The sequence below is a fragment of the Parabacteroides caeci genome, from assembly GCF_023656795.1.
GTDB classification, from domain to species: Bacteria; Bacteroidota; Bacteroidia; order Bacteroidales; family Tannerellaceae; genus Parabacteroides; species Parabacteroides segnis.
Genome location: NZ_JAMOKT010000007.1, coordinates 16099 through 31862, shown reverse-complemented (window position 1 = coordinate 31862; position 15764 = coordinate 16099). Strand labels below are relative to the sequence as shown.

Annotated in this window: 21 protein-coding genes and 1 pseudogene; 6 read left to right on the top strand and 16 right to left on the bottom strand. The window is 49.8% G+C overall.

The features are described from left to right. Nucleotides 1-3 precede the first annotated feature (3 nt). Nucleotides 4-465, top strand: coding sequence for a DUF3872 domain-containing protein (locus tag NBH15_RS05065; RefSeq protein WP_005828717.1), 462 nt, complete (start codon nucleotides 4-6; stop codon nucleotides 463-465). Further along, nucleotides 462-941, top strand: a complete 480-nt coding sequence (locus tag NBH15_RS05060; protein ID WP_005828716.1) for a glycoside hydrolase family protein — start codon at nucleotides 462-464, stop codon at nucleotides 939-941. The genes NBH15_RS05065 and NBH15_RS05060 overlap by 4 nt, the downstream gene beginning before the upstream one ends. Nucleotides 942-1009: 68 nt before the next feature. Here the strand turns inward: NBH15_RS05060 and NBH15_RS05055 are convergent, their stop codons facing one another. Next, complete coding sequence (locus NBH15_RS05055) at nucleotides 1010-2149, bottom strand: hypothetical protein (protein ID WP_250822140.1); 1140 nt, start codon at nucleotides 2147-2149, stop codon at nucleotides 1010-1012. A gap of 92 nt (nucleotides 2150-2241) precedes the next feature. Between NBH15_RS05055 and tnpA the strand changes: the two genes are divergently transcribed. The 3 genes from tnpA to NBH15_RS05040 all read left to right on the top strand — a co-directional run bounded on the left by tnpA (nucleotide 2242) and on the right by NBH15_RS05040 (nucleotide 4716). Then, entirely contained in the window at nucleotides 2242-2598 is a 357-nt protein-coding gene (gene tnpA, locus NBH15_RS05050) for an IS66 family insertion sequence element accessory protein TnpA (RefSeq protein WP_004319780.1), read from the top strand. Nucleotides 2599-2601: 3 nt separating this feature from the next. Next, nucleotides 2602-2967 (top strand): IS66 family insertion sequence element accessory protein TnpB, encoded by a 366-nt coding sequence (gene tnpB / locus NBH15_RS05045; protein WP_004312010.1) that lies wholly within the window; start codon nucleotides 2602-2604, stop codon nucleotides 2965-2967. Between the two features lie 75 nt (nucleotides 2968-3042). Next, the gene (locus tag NBH15_RS05040) at nucleotides 3043-4716 is read left to right on the top strand and encodes an IS66-like element ISBf10 family transposase (protein WP_250822139.1); all 1674 of its coding nucleotides are present in this window, start codon (nucleotides 3043-3045) and stop codon (nucleotides 4714-4716) included. A gap of 423 nt (nucleotides 4717-5139) precedes the next feature. Here NBH15_RS05040 and NBH15_RS05035 read toward each other — a convergent pair whose 3' ends face one another. The 6 genes from NBH15_RS05035 to NBH15_RS05010 form a co-directional block, all read right to left on the bottom strand. Next, nucleotides 5140-6021, bottom strand: coding sequence for a hypothetical protein (locus NBH15_RS05035; RefSeq protein ID WP_005828711.1), 882 nt, complete (start codon nucleotides 6019-6021; stop codon nucleotides 5140-5142). 12 nt (nucleotides 6022-6033) lie between these two features. Next, on the bottom strand, nucleotides 6034-7269 hold the full coding sequence (locus NBH15_RS05030) for a hypothetical protein (RefSeq protein ID WP_005636598.1): 1236 nt from the start codon (nucleotides 7267-7269) through the stop codon (nucleotides 6034-6036). Nucleotides 7270-7301: 32 nt separating this feature from the next. After that, nucleotides 7302-8042: an N-6 DNA methylase gene (locus NBH15_RS05025; RefSeq protein WP_032557856.1), complete on the bottom strand. Its 741-nt coding sequence runs from the start codon at nucleotides 8040-8042 to the stop codon at nucleotides 7302-7304. Further along, complete coding sequence (locus tag NBH15_RS05020) at nucleotides 8029-8850, bottom strand: DUF4121 family protein (protein ID WP_005636601.1); 822 nt, start codon at nucleotides 8848-8850, stop codon at nucleotides 8029-8031. Before NBH15_RS05020 ends, NBH15_RS05025 begins: the two co-directional genes overlap by 14 nt. Continuing rightward, complete coding sequence (locus NBH15_RS05015) at nucleotides 8837-9115, bottom strand: hypothetical protein (protein ID WP_005636603.1); 279 nt, start codon at nucleotides 9113-9115, stop codon at nucleotides 8837-8839. The genes NBH15_RS05020 and NBH15_RS05015 overlap by 14 nt, the downstream gene beginning before the upstream one ends. Nucleotides 9116-9396: 281 nt before the next feature. Then, a complete protein-coding gene (locus tag NBH15_RS05010; protein ID WP_005942846.1) occupies nucleotides 9397-9687 on the bottom strand; it encodes a DUF4120 family protein in 291 nt (96 codons plus the stop codon). A gap of 330 nt (nucleotides 9688-10017) precedes the next feature. Between NBH15_RS05010 and NBH15_RS05005 the strand changes: the two genes are divergently transcribed. Further along, nucleotides 10018-10362, top strand: coding sequence for a hypothetical protein (locus NBH15_RS05005; protein ID WP_005636608.1), 345 nt, complete (start codon nucleotides 10018-10020; stop codon nucleotides 10360-10362). Nucleotides 10363-10420: 58 nt separating this feature from the next. Here the strand turns inward: NBH15_RS05005 and NBH15_RS05000 are convergent, their stop codons facing one another. From NBH15_RS05000 to NBH15_RS04960, 9 genes and pseudogenes are all read right to left on the bottom strand, one after another. After that, nucleotides 10421-11131 (bottom strand): hypothetical protein, encoded by a 711-nt coding sequence (locus NBH15_RS05000; protein WP_005840921.1) that lies wholly within the window; start codon nucleotides 11129-11131, stop codon nucleotides 10421-10423. Nucleotide 11132: 1 nt separating this feature from the next. Beyond that, nucleotides 11133-11834, bottom strand: a complete 702-nt coding sequence (locus NBH15_RS04995) for a hypothetical protein (RefSeq protein WP_005636610.1) — start codon at nucleotides 11832-11834, stop codon at nucleotides 11133-11135. A gap of 10 nt (nucleotides 11835-11844) precedes the next feature. Further along, entirely contained in the window at nucleotides 11845-12864 is a 1020-nt protein-coding gene (locus NBH15_RS04990) for an LPD29 domain-containing protein (protein WP_008778735.1), read from the bottom strand. A gap of 13 nt (nucleotides 12865-12877) precedes the next feature. After that, a complete protein-coding gene (locus tag NBH15_RS04985) occupies nucleotides 12878-13087 on the bottom strand; it encodes a hypothetical protein (RefSeq protein WP_005802673.1) in 210 nt (69 codons plus the stop codon). Then, nucleotides 13063-13362: a hypothetical protein gene (locus NBH15_RS04980; protein ID WP_005637786.1), complete on the bottom strand. Its 300-nt coding sequence runs from the start codon at nucleotides 13360-13362 to the stop codon at nucleotides 13063-13065. Before NBH15_RS04980 ends, NBH15_RS04985 begins: the two co-directional genes overlap by 25 nt. Then, nucleotides 13359-13958 carry a hypothetical protein gene (locus NBH15_RS04975; protein ID WP_005864584.1) on the bottom strand — a complete coding sequence of 200 codons (600 nt, stop codon included), beginning with the start codon at nucleotides 13956-13958 and terminating at the stop codon, nucleotides 13359-13361. Before NBH15_RS04975 ends, NBH15_RS04980 begins: the two co-directional genes overlap by 4 nt. A gap of 47 nt (nucleotides 13959-14005) precedes the next feature. Then, nucleotides 14006-14503 (bottom strand): annotated as a pseudogene (locus NBH15_RS04970) (DUF4313 domain-containing protein). A gap of 50 nt (nucleotides 14504-14553) precedes the next feature. Continuing rightward, complete coding sequence (locus NBH15_RS04965) at nucleotides 14554-14805, bottom strand: hypothetical protein (RefSeq protein ID WP_005634966.1); 252 nt, start codon at nucleotides 14803-14805, stop codon at nucleotides 14554-14556. 69 nt (nucleotides 14806-14874) lie between these two features. Then, nucleotides 14875-15762, bottom strand: a complete 888-nt coding sequence (locus NBH15_RS04960) for a hypothetical protein (protein WP_005828696.1) — start codon at nucleotides 15760-15762, stop codon at nucleotides 14875-14877. Nucleotides 15763-15764: the final 2 nt, after the last annotated feature.

Below are 15764 nucleotides of genomic sequence, written 5' to 3'. Positions count from 1 at the left end.
CCCATGAAAAGAAGAATCCTTGATTTTATGATGACAGCCTGTTGCATGGTATTTTCCTTTCTTGCCCTTGTCGCCTGTGACAATGAGCTGGATATCAGACAAGAATACCCGTTCACGGTGGAGTCCATGCCGGTGGCGGACGAAATCGTAAACGGTGAGACGGTGGAAATCCGTCTGGAAATCAAGCCGGAAGGAAACTTTTCCGGAACTGTCTATACGCTGAGGTATTTCCAGCCCGACGGAAAGGGCAGTCTGAAGATGGAGGACGGAACGGTACTGAAACCCAATGACCGTTATTTGCTGAACGAATGGAAATTCCGTCTTTACTATACCTCGCAGAGCGGCAAGGAATCACAGACCATAGACCTCTATTTTGAAGACAATTGGGGAAATCTGCAACAGTTGACATATGATTTCAATGGAAAGGATGCGGAGGAGGAAGACAATAATACGGAGGCCGCATGAAAAGAATACCGGTTATTATGATTTTTCTGTCACTTGTTCTGTATGGCAAGGCGGAAAATCCCCCGTCTGACAAGGATAAGGCGGTAGCCTGCATCAAGCGGTGGGAAGGCTGGCACCGGGGGAAAATGCCTTACATCGGTTACGGACACCGCCTGCTCCCCCATGAGAAGCTGACCGAGAACCTGAGTGAGGCACAGGCGGACTCACTTTTGAGATGCGACCTTGAACGGTGCCTGAACGTATTCCGTAAATATGGAAAAGACTCGCTTCTTTTAAGTCTGTTAGGCTTTAATGTAGGCTGTTACCGTCTGATCGGAAACGGCAAAATACCTAAAAGCAGACTGATTCAGAAACTGGACAGCGGCAACCGGGATATTTACAGGGAATATGTATCGTTCCGCTGTTATCGGGGGAAAGTCATTCCAGGCATAGAGAGAAGAAGAAAAGAGGAGTTTGAACTGTTCTATATACCGTAGATTGAAATTATGCAAAGCCGTGAACGGACGCTTGCCATCGCCGTTCACGGCTTTAGTCTTAGCCACTCTTAATTTACCTTTACCCGGTTCATCAGCTGCCCCGATATTTCATGCAGTTCCCGGCAGCGTTCCGGCTGCTGTTCCCTTGCAAAGGCGGTGATTCCCTGTGTCAGTTTCCAGAGCGTGGCCCCGCCTGTCACTCCGTCGTCAGGATTGTTGTTCATCAGCAGTTTTTCCACCTCGCGTCCTTCGTTTTTCAACAAGGCTCCTTTCTGCACCAGATTCTTCAGTTCCTTGTCGAAATCCACGTCAATTTCCGATGCTCCTTGAATTTCGATGGCCTTCTGCATGATGGTGTCTTTGCTGTACAGTCCTTTGGTCAGGTCGGAAACAGCCGATACGGTGGTCTGCGTGTCCAGTTCGTAGGTCTTTTGGGAGAGGGACAGGGATTCCGGCAGTCGGCCTCCAAGGTGTATCTGCCGCATGACGGACTCCCTGACCATCCCGTTCAGGCACGCCCCGTTGAGCAGGAACGACCGCATGTCCACCGATCCGTTGCCATAGTCGGATGTGGAGAAGCGTGCTCCTGCGAAGATGATGACCGTTCCGTTCTTACGGGTGGGTATCTCTATCGGAGTGGGCAGGATTGTCTCACACCATACTTTCGTGTCGTTCATATAGGCATCGGACACGACCGCCCCCTGTCCTCCCGCCTCACGGATGAAAGCGGTCAGGATATCCACCGAGTTCAGCCGACGGTAGGAGTCCGACAATACGCCCCGGACTTCCATTCCTACCGCCCGTATCAGTACCCGTGTACGCTCGGTCCATCCCGAATGCTCGTTCAGGATGGTGGCGCACAACTGTTTCTGCCAAACATCCCCGGCGGAAAGCTCGCGCAGGTATTTGGCGGGAATGCCCATCTTCTCCGAAATCTGGCTTATGGCGTTGCCGTGCAGGTTGAAGTTCCCTTCGGGCATTGCCATCTGTACCCTTCCTTCCGCTTTGAAAGAGATAACGGGGCGTTCCTTGCTACGTTGGCTTACCCCGATGGGAGCGATGAAATCCTGCGCGATCCGTCCCTCACTGAGCAGACGGTTGATGGTGTCCATGACATCCCCCTGCCTGCCTTCTATCATTCGCCGTACCTTGTTGATGACTACCTGGTTGAGTCCCTGCTGTTTCTGTACCGGTGCAGTGGCCGGCATGACTGTTGCTTCGTAAGCATTCGATAAACTCCCCCTTTCATTCTAAAAATGTGATATTACTTTTGTAATCAAAGTAAAAAAGCTCAATTGTTATGTCACATCAATGGACCATGGAAGATTTTGAATCTATTTATTCCCGTTTCAAGTCGAGCGGACTGTCAGTTATGGATTTTTGTTCGAATGAATGTATTCGTCCCAAACGTTTCTACGAGTGGCGTTCCAAGCTGTTGCGCAAAGGCGGCTTTATCCCGGTAAAGGTAAACAGTAAGGGCCAGGTCAGTCTTCCCCATAAGGAGAAATCCCTGCTGTCTGCCCCTCCGGTCAGCCCGTCGCCAATTCCCCAGCCGCTATGTGAGATCTCCTATCCCAATGGCGTCACAGTCCGCTTGAACAGCCCTTTGTCACCGGAGGTATTGCAAACCCTGATATTTTTGAATTCAAACCGTTAGCCTATGTTTTCTTTGAATGAATCCAACAGATATTATCTTTACCCGTATCCGACAGACATGCGTAAGAGTTTTTATACGCTTAGCGGCATCGTGACCAACCAGATGGGAAAGAATGTACGGGACGGTGACGCTTTCATTTTTATCAATGCGAATTGTACCTGTATGAAAATCCTCCATATGGAATATGGTGGTCTGGTGATATACCATATGAGGCTGGAACATGGGCACTTCCATCTGCCGGTCATAAATACGGAGGAAGGTCGGATTAAAGCGATTGAAACCTTCTGGAATGACCTTGTGATGATGGTTCAAGGAATGGACGGCAGCAAGGTCAGGCGTTATAAAAGGAGTGGTTTCCATGGGTTATAGTTGTAACAAATTATAACATATACAATGCCGTATTCCGGCTGTTTTTTAGTATCTTAGCATCATATTTAAACGATTATGCCAACCGATAAGGAATTACTGATAAAGGATCTCATGCACAAATGCGACTGTCTGTATAGAGAAAACAGCCGGTTGAAGGAGATGGTGTCCACGCAGCCCCTTAAAGCTGCGGACAAAGAGGTGTATGAGGCTTTATTGTCTGACAAGGATGCCATAATCGCCCAAAAGGAAGCAAAAATCAACAGTCTGGAGCAACGTGTATCCTATCTTGAACGGCAGTTGTACGGTAAGAAGGCGGAAAAGTTCATAAAGCCTGACGCCCAGGACCGCTGGCTGGATTTTGAAGGCTTTGACATGCTTCCCCAGGAGGCTGAAGCCGCAGAAGAAGCAGAAAAGGAGTTGAAGGCTACCAGAGAAGCGATCATCGCCCGTAAAAAAGCGGGGAAGCAGCATCCTGCGAGAAAATCCCTTCCGGAGAATCTTGAGCGTGAGGTGGTCCATATATATCCCGAAGGGTATAATCCGGAAGAGTGGACGCTCCTTCCCGGAGAGGAAGTGACCGAGATCCTTATGCACGAGCCCGAGAAGTTCTATATCCGCAGGATAGTGCGCCATACAGCCAAACGGAAGGGTACAAACGAGTTCAAGACCGGCCCGCTTCCCGTCATGCCAATAGCAAAGAGCTATGCCTCTGCCTCATTGCTGGCAGACATGATGATAGGGAAATATGTGGATCACATACCGTTCCACAGGCAACTGGAACAGTTCAAACGTGTGGGGGTACATCTCCCCGCGTCAACGGTCAACGACTGGTTCAAGGATGTGGCGGATTTGCTAAGGCCCCTTTACTTCCGATTATGGGAGCTGGTGATGCAGACTGACTACATACAGTCGGATGAAACGACAATCCCCGTGATGAATGACGAGAGACACAAGACGGTCAAAGGTTATATCTGGCTTGTGCGCAGTGTCATGACCGGACGTCAGTTCTTTTACTATGACAAGGGTTCCCGAAGTGGAAAGGTGGTGCTGAAACTCTTCGGCAAGTTCCGGGGAGCCATACAGACGGACGGATACGAAAGGTACGAGATGCTGGACGCCAAGAAAGGTATTATCCTTCTTGGCTGTTGGGCCCATGCACGCAGACATTTTTGGGAGGCAAGAAAGAATGACATGCAGCGTGTCGACTATGCGCTCGCACAGATACAGTTGCTTTATGACGTGGAGCGTAAGGCTGACGATGAACGCCTGACTTACGAACAGAGGGCTGAACTTAGGGCACGTCTTGCATATCCCATACTTGTGCGCTTCGAGAAATGGCTGGTCAATGAATATCCCAAAGTAATGAAAGACAGTCCGATCGGAAAAGCCATAAAATATACATACGGAAGGTTCGACAAACTCTCCAGGTACCATCTGGACGGTCGTTACAGACCGGATAATAACGAGATAGAAAATAAAGTGCGGCCTGTCGCGTGCGGCAGACGTAATTACCTGTTCTGTGGCAATAATGATGCCGCTGAAGATGCGGCGGTGCTCTACTCGTTCTTCGGCTGCTGCAAGGCTGCCGGGGCTGACTTCCGCACGTGGCTGATCTACTTCCTTGAACATATACATGATTATGACGATGACTACTCGATGGATCTGGCCGAATTGTTACCTGACAATCTGTTATCCAGGGGCAAGATATTATCCGTTACGTCACCGGAATCTCCCAAGAAAGACTCCTGATACCTTCGTAAATCTCGCCTAAACACGGGAAAACTACCGTTTTATGCCAATCAAGACGGGAAAATAGGGAATAAAGTGCCGTTTTTATCTTCATTATCCCCGATAAATAGGGAAAATAAGGGAAAGAATACCCTTTTATACCAATTATGGCGGGAAAGTAGGGATAAAAATATCGCTTTATCACATTTGTCACAGGAAAATAAGGGGCAAAGGGGAAAAACTTCCTTTTATCCGCTCCATTAGTAGGGATAATATCAATTACTATAGAACCCGCACATCTTTGGGTTGAATTGATGTAACAATAAATCATAGAACGATAAAATGAATAAACGACATTATGAACATACGTTACCCAATATACGAGGGAGTTTATCGAATACTTACGTTGCTTCCATATTTCTTGTTTTTAAAGTCGTTGATAAATTACAATTTGTTCTTATGGCTTGTCCTGCTTGTTTTAGTAAATTCAGATCTGTACTCTTCTGACAGACGGATATAATCCTTTTCGCTATATCCGGCCGTTCCGAACAGTTCATAATATCCGGGGAAGGGTTTTCTTTCCGTTTCCGGTATATGCGTGCTGGTTTCCTTATGGCAACAGATGATGTGCCGGACAAACCGGTAGCACTTGCAAAGATCCGCCAGGATGGTGTACTCGTTGTCCGTATGAGGTTCATAATATCCGCAGGAGAGATTGACGCAGGATACTTCCAGCCCGTTCCTTTTCAATGCCGCCACATCCGTAGCCAGCCCCTGTGCAGGCTTGTAACCGTACCTCCGGGGATCTACTGCCGAAATGAACTCATTGGAGCAGAGCCTCATTCCGTTGATTTGTGTCACCATGTCCCCGTTCCCTTTCCGGTCGCACTGGATGACGAAACGGCAGTCGGAAAAGAAGGACATGTCGGCATGGCCGCTGCCTATGCATCCTATCTCCTCCTGTACGAAGAAGGCGCATTTCACCGCCTTGAAATCCTCCAGGCATTTCAGGCAGATCCAGATGCCGTTCTTGTCATCCGCGCCGATTCCGGCCATCCGTTTACGCTTGCGGTCATAGCCGACAATCATCGAGTCCGCCACAAGATGGGCTGCATAGGTGCCTGTCTTGCGCCGGTGTACCTCGTCCATGTGCGCCACGACACAGGGGTAGCTTTTCCGGTTGCCTTTGACCGCGTAGATGTTTCCGTGCCGGTCTTGCCGGAAAGGAATACCCATCCGCCTGAGTTCCCCGATGATGAACCCGGCCATCTTCCCCTCCTTGCCGGAGGGGGAGGAGATGTTGTAAAGAGCCATTAATTTTTCCATGATACTGACTTTTCAGGAGATGAACAACTTTTCGATTTGCAGGTACCGTCTGAACTCCGGTACGGGACGTCCCTTCTTGAAGAGGAAGGACGGATATTTCTTTCCCTTGTATTCCGCGGACGTGCCTTTCAGTACTTTTCCGAATACGGTGGATATATAGAACATGTCCTGACAATTCTTGCAGAATGCCGTATCCGGAAAGGAATGTATCTTTCCGCATTTGGGACATACATATTTTCTCCTGTTTGCGCGCCCTTCCGTGCTCCGGCAGGTGGCTATGCTCGTGTCGCCCTCCGTATTTCTCAGTTCCAGGTTACCGTCCGTCAGATGGAGGCTGTAGAACGTGTCGAGGTAAGGCACCCCTTTCTTGTGCCACCTGCAGGCGGGCACTTTCACCGTCAATGAAACCTGTATATTGTCTCCGGCCGCCCATTCCTGCCCCTCAATGGGATTCAGTACGGTGAAATCCGTTGTATGTGTATAATCGTTGTATCTGCGTCGCAACAGGATGCCCGCCTCCTGCGCCTGCTTGCGGATCAGTTCGGCGACGAATGCGTGTGAGGAATAGATGCGGTCCAGCAGGGAGGCGGCAATCGGTGTGTTTATTGATTTCCACAATGTTACCTCGTTCCATACGACAGCCCGTCCGAGTATGTTGTTGCTCTCGTCCCTTGCCACAAGGATTTTAGCGCCGGCGAAGTTGGTATAGAAGTCAGCGGCGTTGCGTGCCTTGTCCTCATACCGCATACAGGAACTGTGCAGGCTGGATGTGTCACTGTCGGAGATGGGGCTGTAGTTGCTTTCCAGATAGGCTTCCATGAAGTCGTTCATGCTTTCATGCAGCCTGACCGTGACTTTGCTGTCCAATGAGAGAGAACTACAGAAATAATTGATTTCGTCGGGTGAGTACTTGGGCAGGTTCTTGAACAGTTCCACAAACGTGGAGGGTTCCAGGTCTGTCCGGTTCTCCGGGAACCAGGGTGCCTGCGGGTTGTTCCGGTCCGGGAAACTGGGATGGGCCAGATCCTTGCTGCAGGCCGTGAACACGATTCGGATTTTCTTGAACGTGCCCGCTTCCGTCCGCTTGCGCTTGGTGGAGAAGCAGTTGTAGGTACCGCGTATGATCTCTTCCACCGGTACGTTCTTTTTTACTTCCGAAAGGATGTCTTTGGCTATCACACTTCCGTTTTCCGCCGCATGCACCAGGCGGGATTTCAATTCATTGCTAACATTCAGTTTCATAATCATTCGTTTTATTGTTTATAAATTCTGCCATGTTTTTATGGCAATTGTTTCTTGTCCGGCTGCATTTGGCGCAATTTCTCTTTCTGCTTTCTGAGCAGGTCAACGGACATGTTCCTGCTTGTCCGATATTCCTCCTCGCTCATCCGGCGAATGGAAGGAATGCCCGTCTGGGTCAGTGTATGGTTTACCATCCAGCCGTCCATGAAGTTTTCGGGGCAGAGGCTGTCATGGTGGATGACTTCCCCCACGCAGCCGTGAATGAGCATATTGCATATGGTCATCAGGCAACAGGTACGGTTGACATCTTCCGCGACAAGATAATTACCCAGGTGGCGTACATGATATGCCAGCAGGAGACGCCCACTTCCGCAGGTAGGGTCGTTTATCCTCTGCCCGGTCTTTTTTCCGTCCGTTTCCGTACACATTACCATCAGGTCGCAGATATGTACGGGAGTGAAGAACTGCCCTTGCGCCTGTTGTCCCTTTCTGGAACTGAGCGCCATGAAAAGGTCTCCTAACGCGTCATACCAGGATGCGGCCTCCAGCTGCTTCTGCATGAGCCGCACCCATTCCGCAAACATTTTCATGAATGCGGCATTCTGCTGCCGCTTGTACCTCCAGTCTTTCAGCGGAGGAGCGCCCGGTGAGAATCCGTGTATGACGTAACGCAGGAAATCTGTGAACACGTTCATCGGATCGTACCCGTTCAAGCCTGCAAACTCACAGATTGTCTTTTCAAGTGGCCGGACTTCTGGGGATGTCTCATAGCGTGTCATATTGTTCTGTTTTTTTATAGAAGGTTACTGTATGTCCGTTATGGTCTGTCCGTATCTTGACGGGGGAGACGCCAAGGAAAAAGAGGTGCGTTTCCGCTTTCAGCATGTTCCATTCCCATGTGGGAAGTTCCTTCCATTCCATACGGTATGCCCAGAGTATGAACAGACCGGGACGGAATCCGTTGAAAAGTTCTCCGTGCAGAATCCCGACCAGCCGCTCCAGTTCTTCCCGCGAGTAAAGGGTGAATGACTCATTCCGATAGATAAAGGCATCAGCCGGTTCAATATCCGGCTGACACTCGATGATGTATCTCGTCCATTCTTTTGTGGTGTACTTTCCGTACAGAGGATCGGGTTCCGTGTATTTCCATGCCCTGACGAATGTGTGGAAGAGGACGGCACCGTTCCTGTGCCTTCCGGTATGCCCCCACATCCGGAACTGTTTGCTGCGTATGCCATCGGGAAGCAGCAATTCCGGACCGGTTATAACCCAAGGGCCTCCTTCCGTATTGTAACCGGTACACTTTTCATTTTCATGGCAGAAAGGTGTCTGTGGGAGAAGGCAAATATGGACTTCCCGGTCATCGCCCCTTTCAATGTGTGCCTGCGGATAATAGTCACCGCCACGGGTAGTATAAGTGACGACATCCCCTGCGGTCGGTAAACTGACTCTTTCCCTGTCCTCCCGCATCCTTGAAATCAGCCGGTTCACCTTCTCCACGTCGCACTCCTTTATGGAACAGGCACACCCTTCATGCCTGTTGAGCAGAGTCAGGCTTTCCAAATCATAAAAATTACCGTACTTCATATTGAGAGCGTTTTTGTTGGTACAATTTGACCTGGCGGGCAACCATATCACAGAACTTCTGTCCGTTCTCCTTCTCGCTTCTGAAATAGGCAATCATGTCCCAGAGATTCTGATTGAAGTAGCCGGTCCATTTTTCGTAGCAGTGACTTCCATAGACCTTTCCGAACGTTTCCTCGAAAAGTGCGGGAGTCAGCCCTTCATCCCCATGGTGGTTGTATTGCCACAGAGAGACAAGCAGCAGCCGGTTATAATCCAGTGTTTCCATATCCGTTCTTTTTTAAGTAAAACATCGGCCTACATGGGTAGGCATTTTTATTTCTTGGTGTCTTTCCGGCCTGTTTGCCGGGGATTGCGACAAGGCTTGGCGAAAGAAAATACCGGAGCGAAGCGAGGATGATTTTCTTTCAGCCAACCCAGCCCCTGAAAGGGGCCGCCTTGCGCAATCAGCCCGGGAAACGGCTATCTTTACAGCAAGAAATGAAAAAGCAGACCTCGGATTCTCTGTTCTGAAGTCTGCTTTTCGGTCATTGTCGAGTCTCATGTTTTTCAGGTATGTATCTGCCATCCGTGGAACGGCTGCAATGTTACGGCAAACGATCTGTCAGGTATTCCATGATAGAGCAGACCTCCCACGATACCTGTCCTTCCGTCGGGATAGCGCTGTGTAAAGCCGAACGAGTACGGGGCATGGTCGTAGTAGAGTGAGATTTCGCAGGGACAGTCAGGGTTTTCTTCCCAGCTTTTCAACCGTTCCAGACATTTTTGGAGCGAGGTGTCACCGATGGATTCGGCATAGCGCCTTACATTCTCGAAATGTTCTTCATTCAGGATTTTCATGACTTTTGTATTTTTATCTGTTAAACACGTCCGGCTCCGGGAGCCGGTATTTTTATTTCTCGCCTGCCTGACAGTCCCGTGGCCGTACCCGCAAGGTTTGGCGAAAGAAAATACCGCAGCGAAGCGAGGATGATTTTCTTTCAGCCAACCCCGCAGGGGCCTGACCTTGTACGGGTACACAGGACACGGGACTACCTTTGCAGGGTGGGAAATAAAATATGCGGTTGTTCCTTGTTGCGGGATCTTGTATGGCTTCCGGAGATAATCTTCCTGATTTGTTCGCCATTGCCGGACAAATGGTGTATTTTTGCAGTTTCTAATTTCAGGATCATGGAAAACTATATAAAGAAAGCGGCGGATGCTTTCCTTGTGGAGCGTCCGTATGGTATGCGTGTGGATTACAGGAAGAAAGGATTCGTGCTGTTTAACCGCAACCTGAACGTATTGGGCAATGCGGAGCATGCCCGTCTGGAAGAGCTGCCTCTGGAGCGGTTCAATGTGGAGGAGATTCCGTTGGATGGTGAAATTGTGGAGGAACACGCGGGATTTACCGATGTATTCTTCTATACCGATCTGACCAGCCCCTATGCCGGATATGCGCTGAATTTGCAAAAGCTCAAGGCCTATAACCGGTTTATGTTTCCGTTGGCGATGGCGCTGAACCGTAAGTTGTGAGTCCGGAAGCCGGCAACGGTAACAGCCGCATGGAGCACGCCGTTACCGCCAGGTTTTATTATTTGCCCTTTCTTGTTGTTATAAATGCAAGATAATCGCCCACGGCCTTATGGCATCCGGTAAAGTCCGGAGTCCGGAGACCTTTGATTTTCCGGTAACTGACGGTTCCGTTCCTGTCAATGCCTCTTACATGCCTGTTGAATGTCCCTTTGGTTCTGATATGGATGTCAAAACCGTCCCTTCCGGTGATTTCAAGGAACATTCCTCCCGTGATCCGTTCCCCGTCCAGGAATTTCTGTTTCTGTTCATCGAGCAGCCGCTGATATTGCTCTTCCCGCGCTCTGCGCTCTTCCGCCTCTTTCTCCTCCTGTTCCCTGCGTTTCTGTTCCTGCCTCCTTTTGTATGCCTCACGGGCTTGCACCAGGGGGGTGGTGTCAAGTCCGAGAGCCTCGAACACGCGGACGGAGATCAACCTGACAAAGGCTCCTCTTTCCGCGCCCTGAAGCGTATCCGCGATCCAGTTCCTGCAATAGGCGGCAGTTTCGTCCCTGCGGTTTTCTCCGTTGAGGAACCGGCGTGAATACTGCCCGCTGGAGAAATAAACGTTTTCAATCCGGCAGACCACATGGAAACAGTCATCGTCCTCATTCCCATATTCGTTCTTTCTAGACAGGGAGAGATATACATTCTCGGCGTACGGTTCCAGTTCCATATAAGGAGCCACGACGGTATTCCCGTCAGACCTGTACTTGAATACTTTTGCTTTCATACTATCGTTCAGTTTGTCGGTTGTTGCATATTTCATCTATAATCTCTTTCCCGCTTCTTTCACCCTTCAGGAAGGCAAGGAAGCGCCTCAAAAAGAGCCGGGCACAGTCAGTTCCCAGCTGGGAGCTTTCACCGTCTTTGGTAGCGCATACCGCAAAACGCCCCAGTCCGAAACTGTCCTGTTGCGGTACGATGTGGTAAGACAAGTCCTCGCTTGCGTTGATGTGCAACCCACGACGGAAAACATAGAAAGTTTTCGGGATTCTTCTGTCGGTATCGATTTCCATACGCTTGTAACCGTGATGTTCCAATAACCGGACCAGTTCCCTGTTTGTCGGAATTGTATGTCCGATCCAGTCCGGCCAGCTTATATTTTCTATTGTATGTCCGTAATTGTCATATAATATGTCGAACTGTTCCTGGTATTCATCGTAAAATTCCCCGTTCCCGTTGCACATTTTCTCCAAAGCGATGCCGTTTTTACGGACAAGGGCAAGGTCGCCCAGTCCGCACGCGATTTCATTGAGCAGCGTGCGTTCCTCATCCCTGTCCTTTGCCGTTCCGTAAATTCTAAGCCGGGAATACCGGTGTAGCGCCGAACGGGACGGCATATCCAGTTTTTCCCATATCCCATCGTTTCCTATAGCCTGTCTGGTGTTTTCCGGAAGTCCGTACCACCACTTGTCCAAATTGTTTGTATCCATAATTTCTGAATCAGATTGTTTTTAAATTCTGTTTTGAGTACCATGCCTGATACGCGGCGGCATACTCCTGACGTTCCCGTTCCAGGGAATTTCTCATCTCAGGGGTGTATCCGAGCAGGCGGATGTATCCTCCGTTATAGCCGGTGAGTTCGCACCTTATTCCGGCTTCCTCCAGTTTGTCGATGCGTTTTTGGGCCATTTTTGCGCTTGAATATTCCTTCGGCCAAAAATAGACTTCGCCCCGTGAGCCGAAACAGTCTTCCCCCAGAATTATTTCCCCGGCATACTTCCGGCTTTCGATGAAGCCGAAACGCGCTTTGCCCAATGCCCGGCGCATTGCCTCGTGTGCCGGACCTTCCGGATGCTTGAATATCTCCGGCTTGTCTTTGCTGCCGAGTTTGGGCGGTTCCACCTTGTACGGCTGTTTGTAACTTCCGATTCCGAGCGTCAGGTAAAAGTTGGTGTGAAAATAGTCCGTCATGGGGTCGCTGTCATCGAAATTGTACGACATGATGAAATCGCAGATATTCACCATTACATCCTTTGCCCTGTCCGTCAAGGATTTGTCTGAATGGATATGATGGTGGTTGACATCGCCTTGAACTTTTCCGGACTCTTTGGTGAACGCCTCGAAATCCGCTTTCATCAACCGGATATGGATGGAGTGGCAATTCTCCCGTCTGACAGAGAACTTGTATCCCGGATAGGTCTCCTTGAGCCATGCCCGTACCAGTCCCACGATTTCAGGAGCGTGCTGCCCCTTGTAATTGCGGCCTTTCCAGCGGTATTCGTTATACACATACTTGGTGTATTCCTTTGCCGTGGCTCCCGGATAGTCATATTCATATCCGGTTGAGGTCGAGGGAATATCCGGTTTTTCTTTCCAAGCCTCAAAAAGCCTTCCAAACTCGGTGTTCACCTGTTGCATGATTGCGGTGTCACCACCCTTGTCCGGGTGGTGCTCCAATGCCAGCCGGCGGTATTCTTTCTTCAAGTCCGCCAGAGAGTGTATGTTCTGAAAATAAGTCATAGCCATAAGTTTTTTATGCCCCTGCGAGGCGGTTGATAAAATATTCCCGGTAGTCAAGGTCAAGACCGAGGTTGAGACAGGCCGTTTCCATGTCATCTTCTCTCAGGTCGTCCGCCTCCTGCAATTCGCGCAGGTACCGGATTTCGGAGTCCAGGTATTCCTGTGCTTCCGTTTGACCGCAACCGCATGAGTTGCAGATCAGACTGATAATGTTTCCCTGCATGCTGTTTGATTTTTTATGTTTCTGTTCCTGTTTCTGAGGCCTCGTCCGTCGTATATCGAGACGGCCCGTTCCACCAAAAGCCTGCGGTTGTCTTCCGAAAGTTCCAGATAGAACCGTTCCGCCGCGCCGAATGTGCCCTTGTCTGTCGCCACGCACCATTTTTCCCAGAAATGCGGGTACATGCCGCCATACACGGTTTTGCATTCCTCCTCGCTCCAGGCGTTCCACATGTAGTAGAAGAAACTGGAGACGGTATTTTCCGCTTGATATTTCATGGTTCTTCTATTTGTGATTCTACATTGTTTGTTTCTCTCAGTTGATGCCACACAGCCTCATACATCTCATGAAGCCAGTCTATGTTCTTCGCGCCGAGTTCAAACGGGCTGTGACACTGCACCTCGTCACCGCTTTCTTTCTCTTCGGCAAGGACGGTCAGGCTGTCCGCCGTTACCCGGAGTCCTGTCACCCTGCATTCATATGGTTCTCCGTTCTTGCCAAACCATATCACCCAGACCGGATCATAATCCTCTTCCGGAAGACGAATTTCTTTCACGCAGTGAGCATGGAGCAACTGCCGTATCGCGTCGATGATGTCCCCCCGCAGTTCCTTGATCCTGCCGCTGAAATCAACGGCTTCTGACGGTAAACTTCCTTTTCCGCCTCTTTCCTGCAAGGAGAGAATCCGCGTGTCGGGATGGATACAGAAATCCCAGTCCAACACTTCATCGTCATCGCGTGTCGTGTGGATATCGCCGCCCAAAACAAGACCGCAATCGTCATTTACCATTCTTTTTGCTTCATCGCGGTCTTCTGCCGCTACCGTGTAAGTGCCCTCGAAGGAATACCTTACTCTTATGTCATATCTTTTCATGATTCTTTCCATTTGATTGTTGATACCAGATTCATTGCCCGGAAGGATTACCGGATATTCAATATTGCGCTAAAGGCATGTGGGTCAAGCCTGTAAAACGTCGGAAGGTTAAGTGTGACCATCGGGTAGCTTACTCAGCCGCTCTGACGTCTATAACCTGTATCCTCAGCCAATTTGTTAGACAGAAGGAACTCCATGGCATCAGGATTGTTGTTGATGTCCACGAATGCCCTGTCAGGCAGTGAGAATGCCGCCTTATCTTCTAAGTTGACCGTCAGGACCGTGTATATCTCATGGGTCACGGGATCTTTCAGAGACAATGCCGGCCAGCCGTTATGGTACATTTCAATCACGATTGAGAGACGGCTTTCCTGATACAGGAAAGTCTCTTCCATGGACGGATGGTCGCATTTGGCAATTTCAAAATCATCCTCCCCTTTGGTAAATGTCACCATCGGATAGGATACATCGACAAAACATTCCTCTTCCCGGTAGCAGAGATGTTCTTTTCCCTCTGAACGGATTATAGCCAATCGGGTGTTCATATTCGTAACTGGTTTTAAAATTATTGACTTGCAAGTTAATTGGCCGGCATTCACCTGCCTGTTTCTTTAAACGTGTGATTGTCACCGCCTGCGGACATTTGGGAGAGTTGCTGTCTCACCGCCTTGATTTTCCCAATCAGTTCGTCCTCCCTTCGGAATGAGGGGGTACATTTGGTACGCCTCATCCCGGCTCCCCAGGGGATGCCGCCGCATACTTTTCTCAGGCGTGCCTTTTCGCTTTCCAGGGCCGACTCCAGACGGGCCAGCCTGCGTCGCAACGATTCTTCGGTCACAGTTCTCATGATTTCATTGTTTTTTTAGTATGGTGACGGGTCGGAAAGACAGTCACCATACCGTCGTTATGTGTCACGTTATATTTTAGCTTTTTCCCTTTTGATGCCTCTCAGGACGTACAACAGGTGCAGGAACAGCTCCCTGTCGTAAATCCGGAAGAAGAACGGCTCGCCTGTTTCCCTGACCGTTCCGGTAAAAGACACGGACTCCCGGTTCACGGGATATTGGAGGAAGTTGCCGTTTGCCAGCAGGGTGTGCTTTTTCTTCATCACTTCGCCTAGGAACTTGTCCATATCGTCGTTTCCCTCATAGCCGGAGAAGTAGAGGAAATGATGACGGCGCAGGCTTCGCAGGATTTTGGCGGTTTCCAGCCTTACATCCCTGCCTGACGATTCGTCCGTTCCTCTCATCAGGTTGCAGATGAACTTCTTCTCGCCATTTATGTCAAGAAACAGATAAGGAACTATAATTATAGAGGCATGCCGTGCGTGGTCAGAGATGACCATCGGCTTTTCTTTCAGGATGTCTCCTTTGAAGGTAATGTTCCGGTAATGGTTGTCCATCTGCCGTTCCAGTTCCTTTCTTGGCGTGGTAACGGAGCGGAGTCCCGTGAAGTAGCGTCCGCCCGCCCGGAAGCAGAACCGGTAGATGTCCGCATGATAAGGCTCTCCCAGGAAAAAGAAATTCCGGGTATGGCGGATGGGGGGCAAGACATCCATGTAGTCGAAATATCTTTCTTCCGTAATCTCACTGAACGGGGCGCAGAGGGATTGCAGGTGGATGCGTATCATCTTGCGGACGGTATTTCCGGACACGGCTGTGAGGTACGGGTTCTTTTCCCTGTCCCTCAGTTCCTCCAGTGTCTCATGATGGTAGTCGCCGTGTATTCCGTCAGACATGGTGGTCACGCAGCTGCCGTCAAAACTGCGTGAATCGACTACGAATTTCAGTTTGTCGTTATTCATGG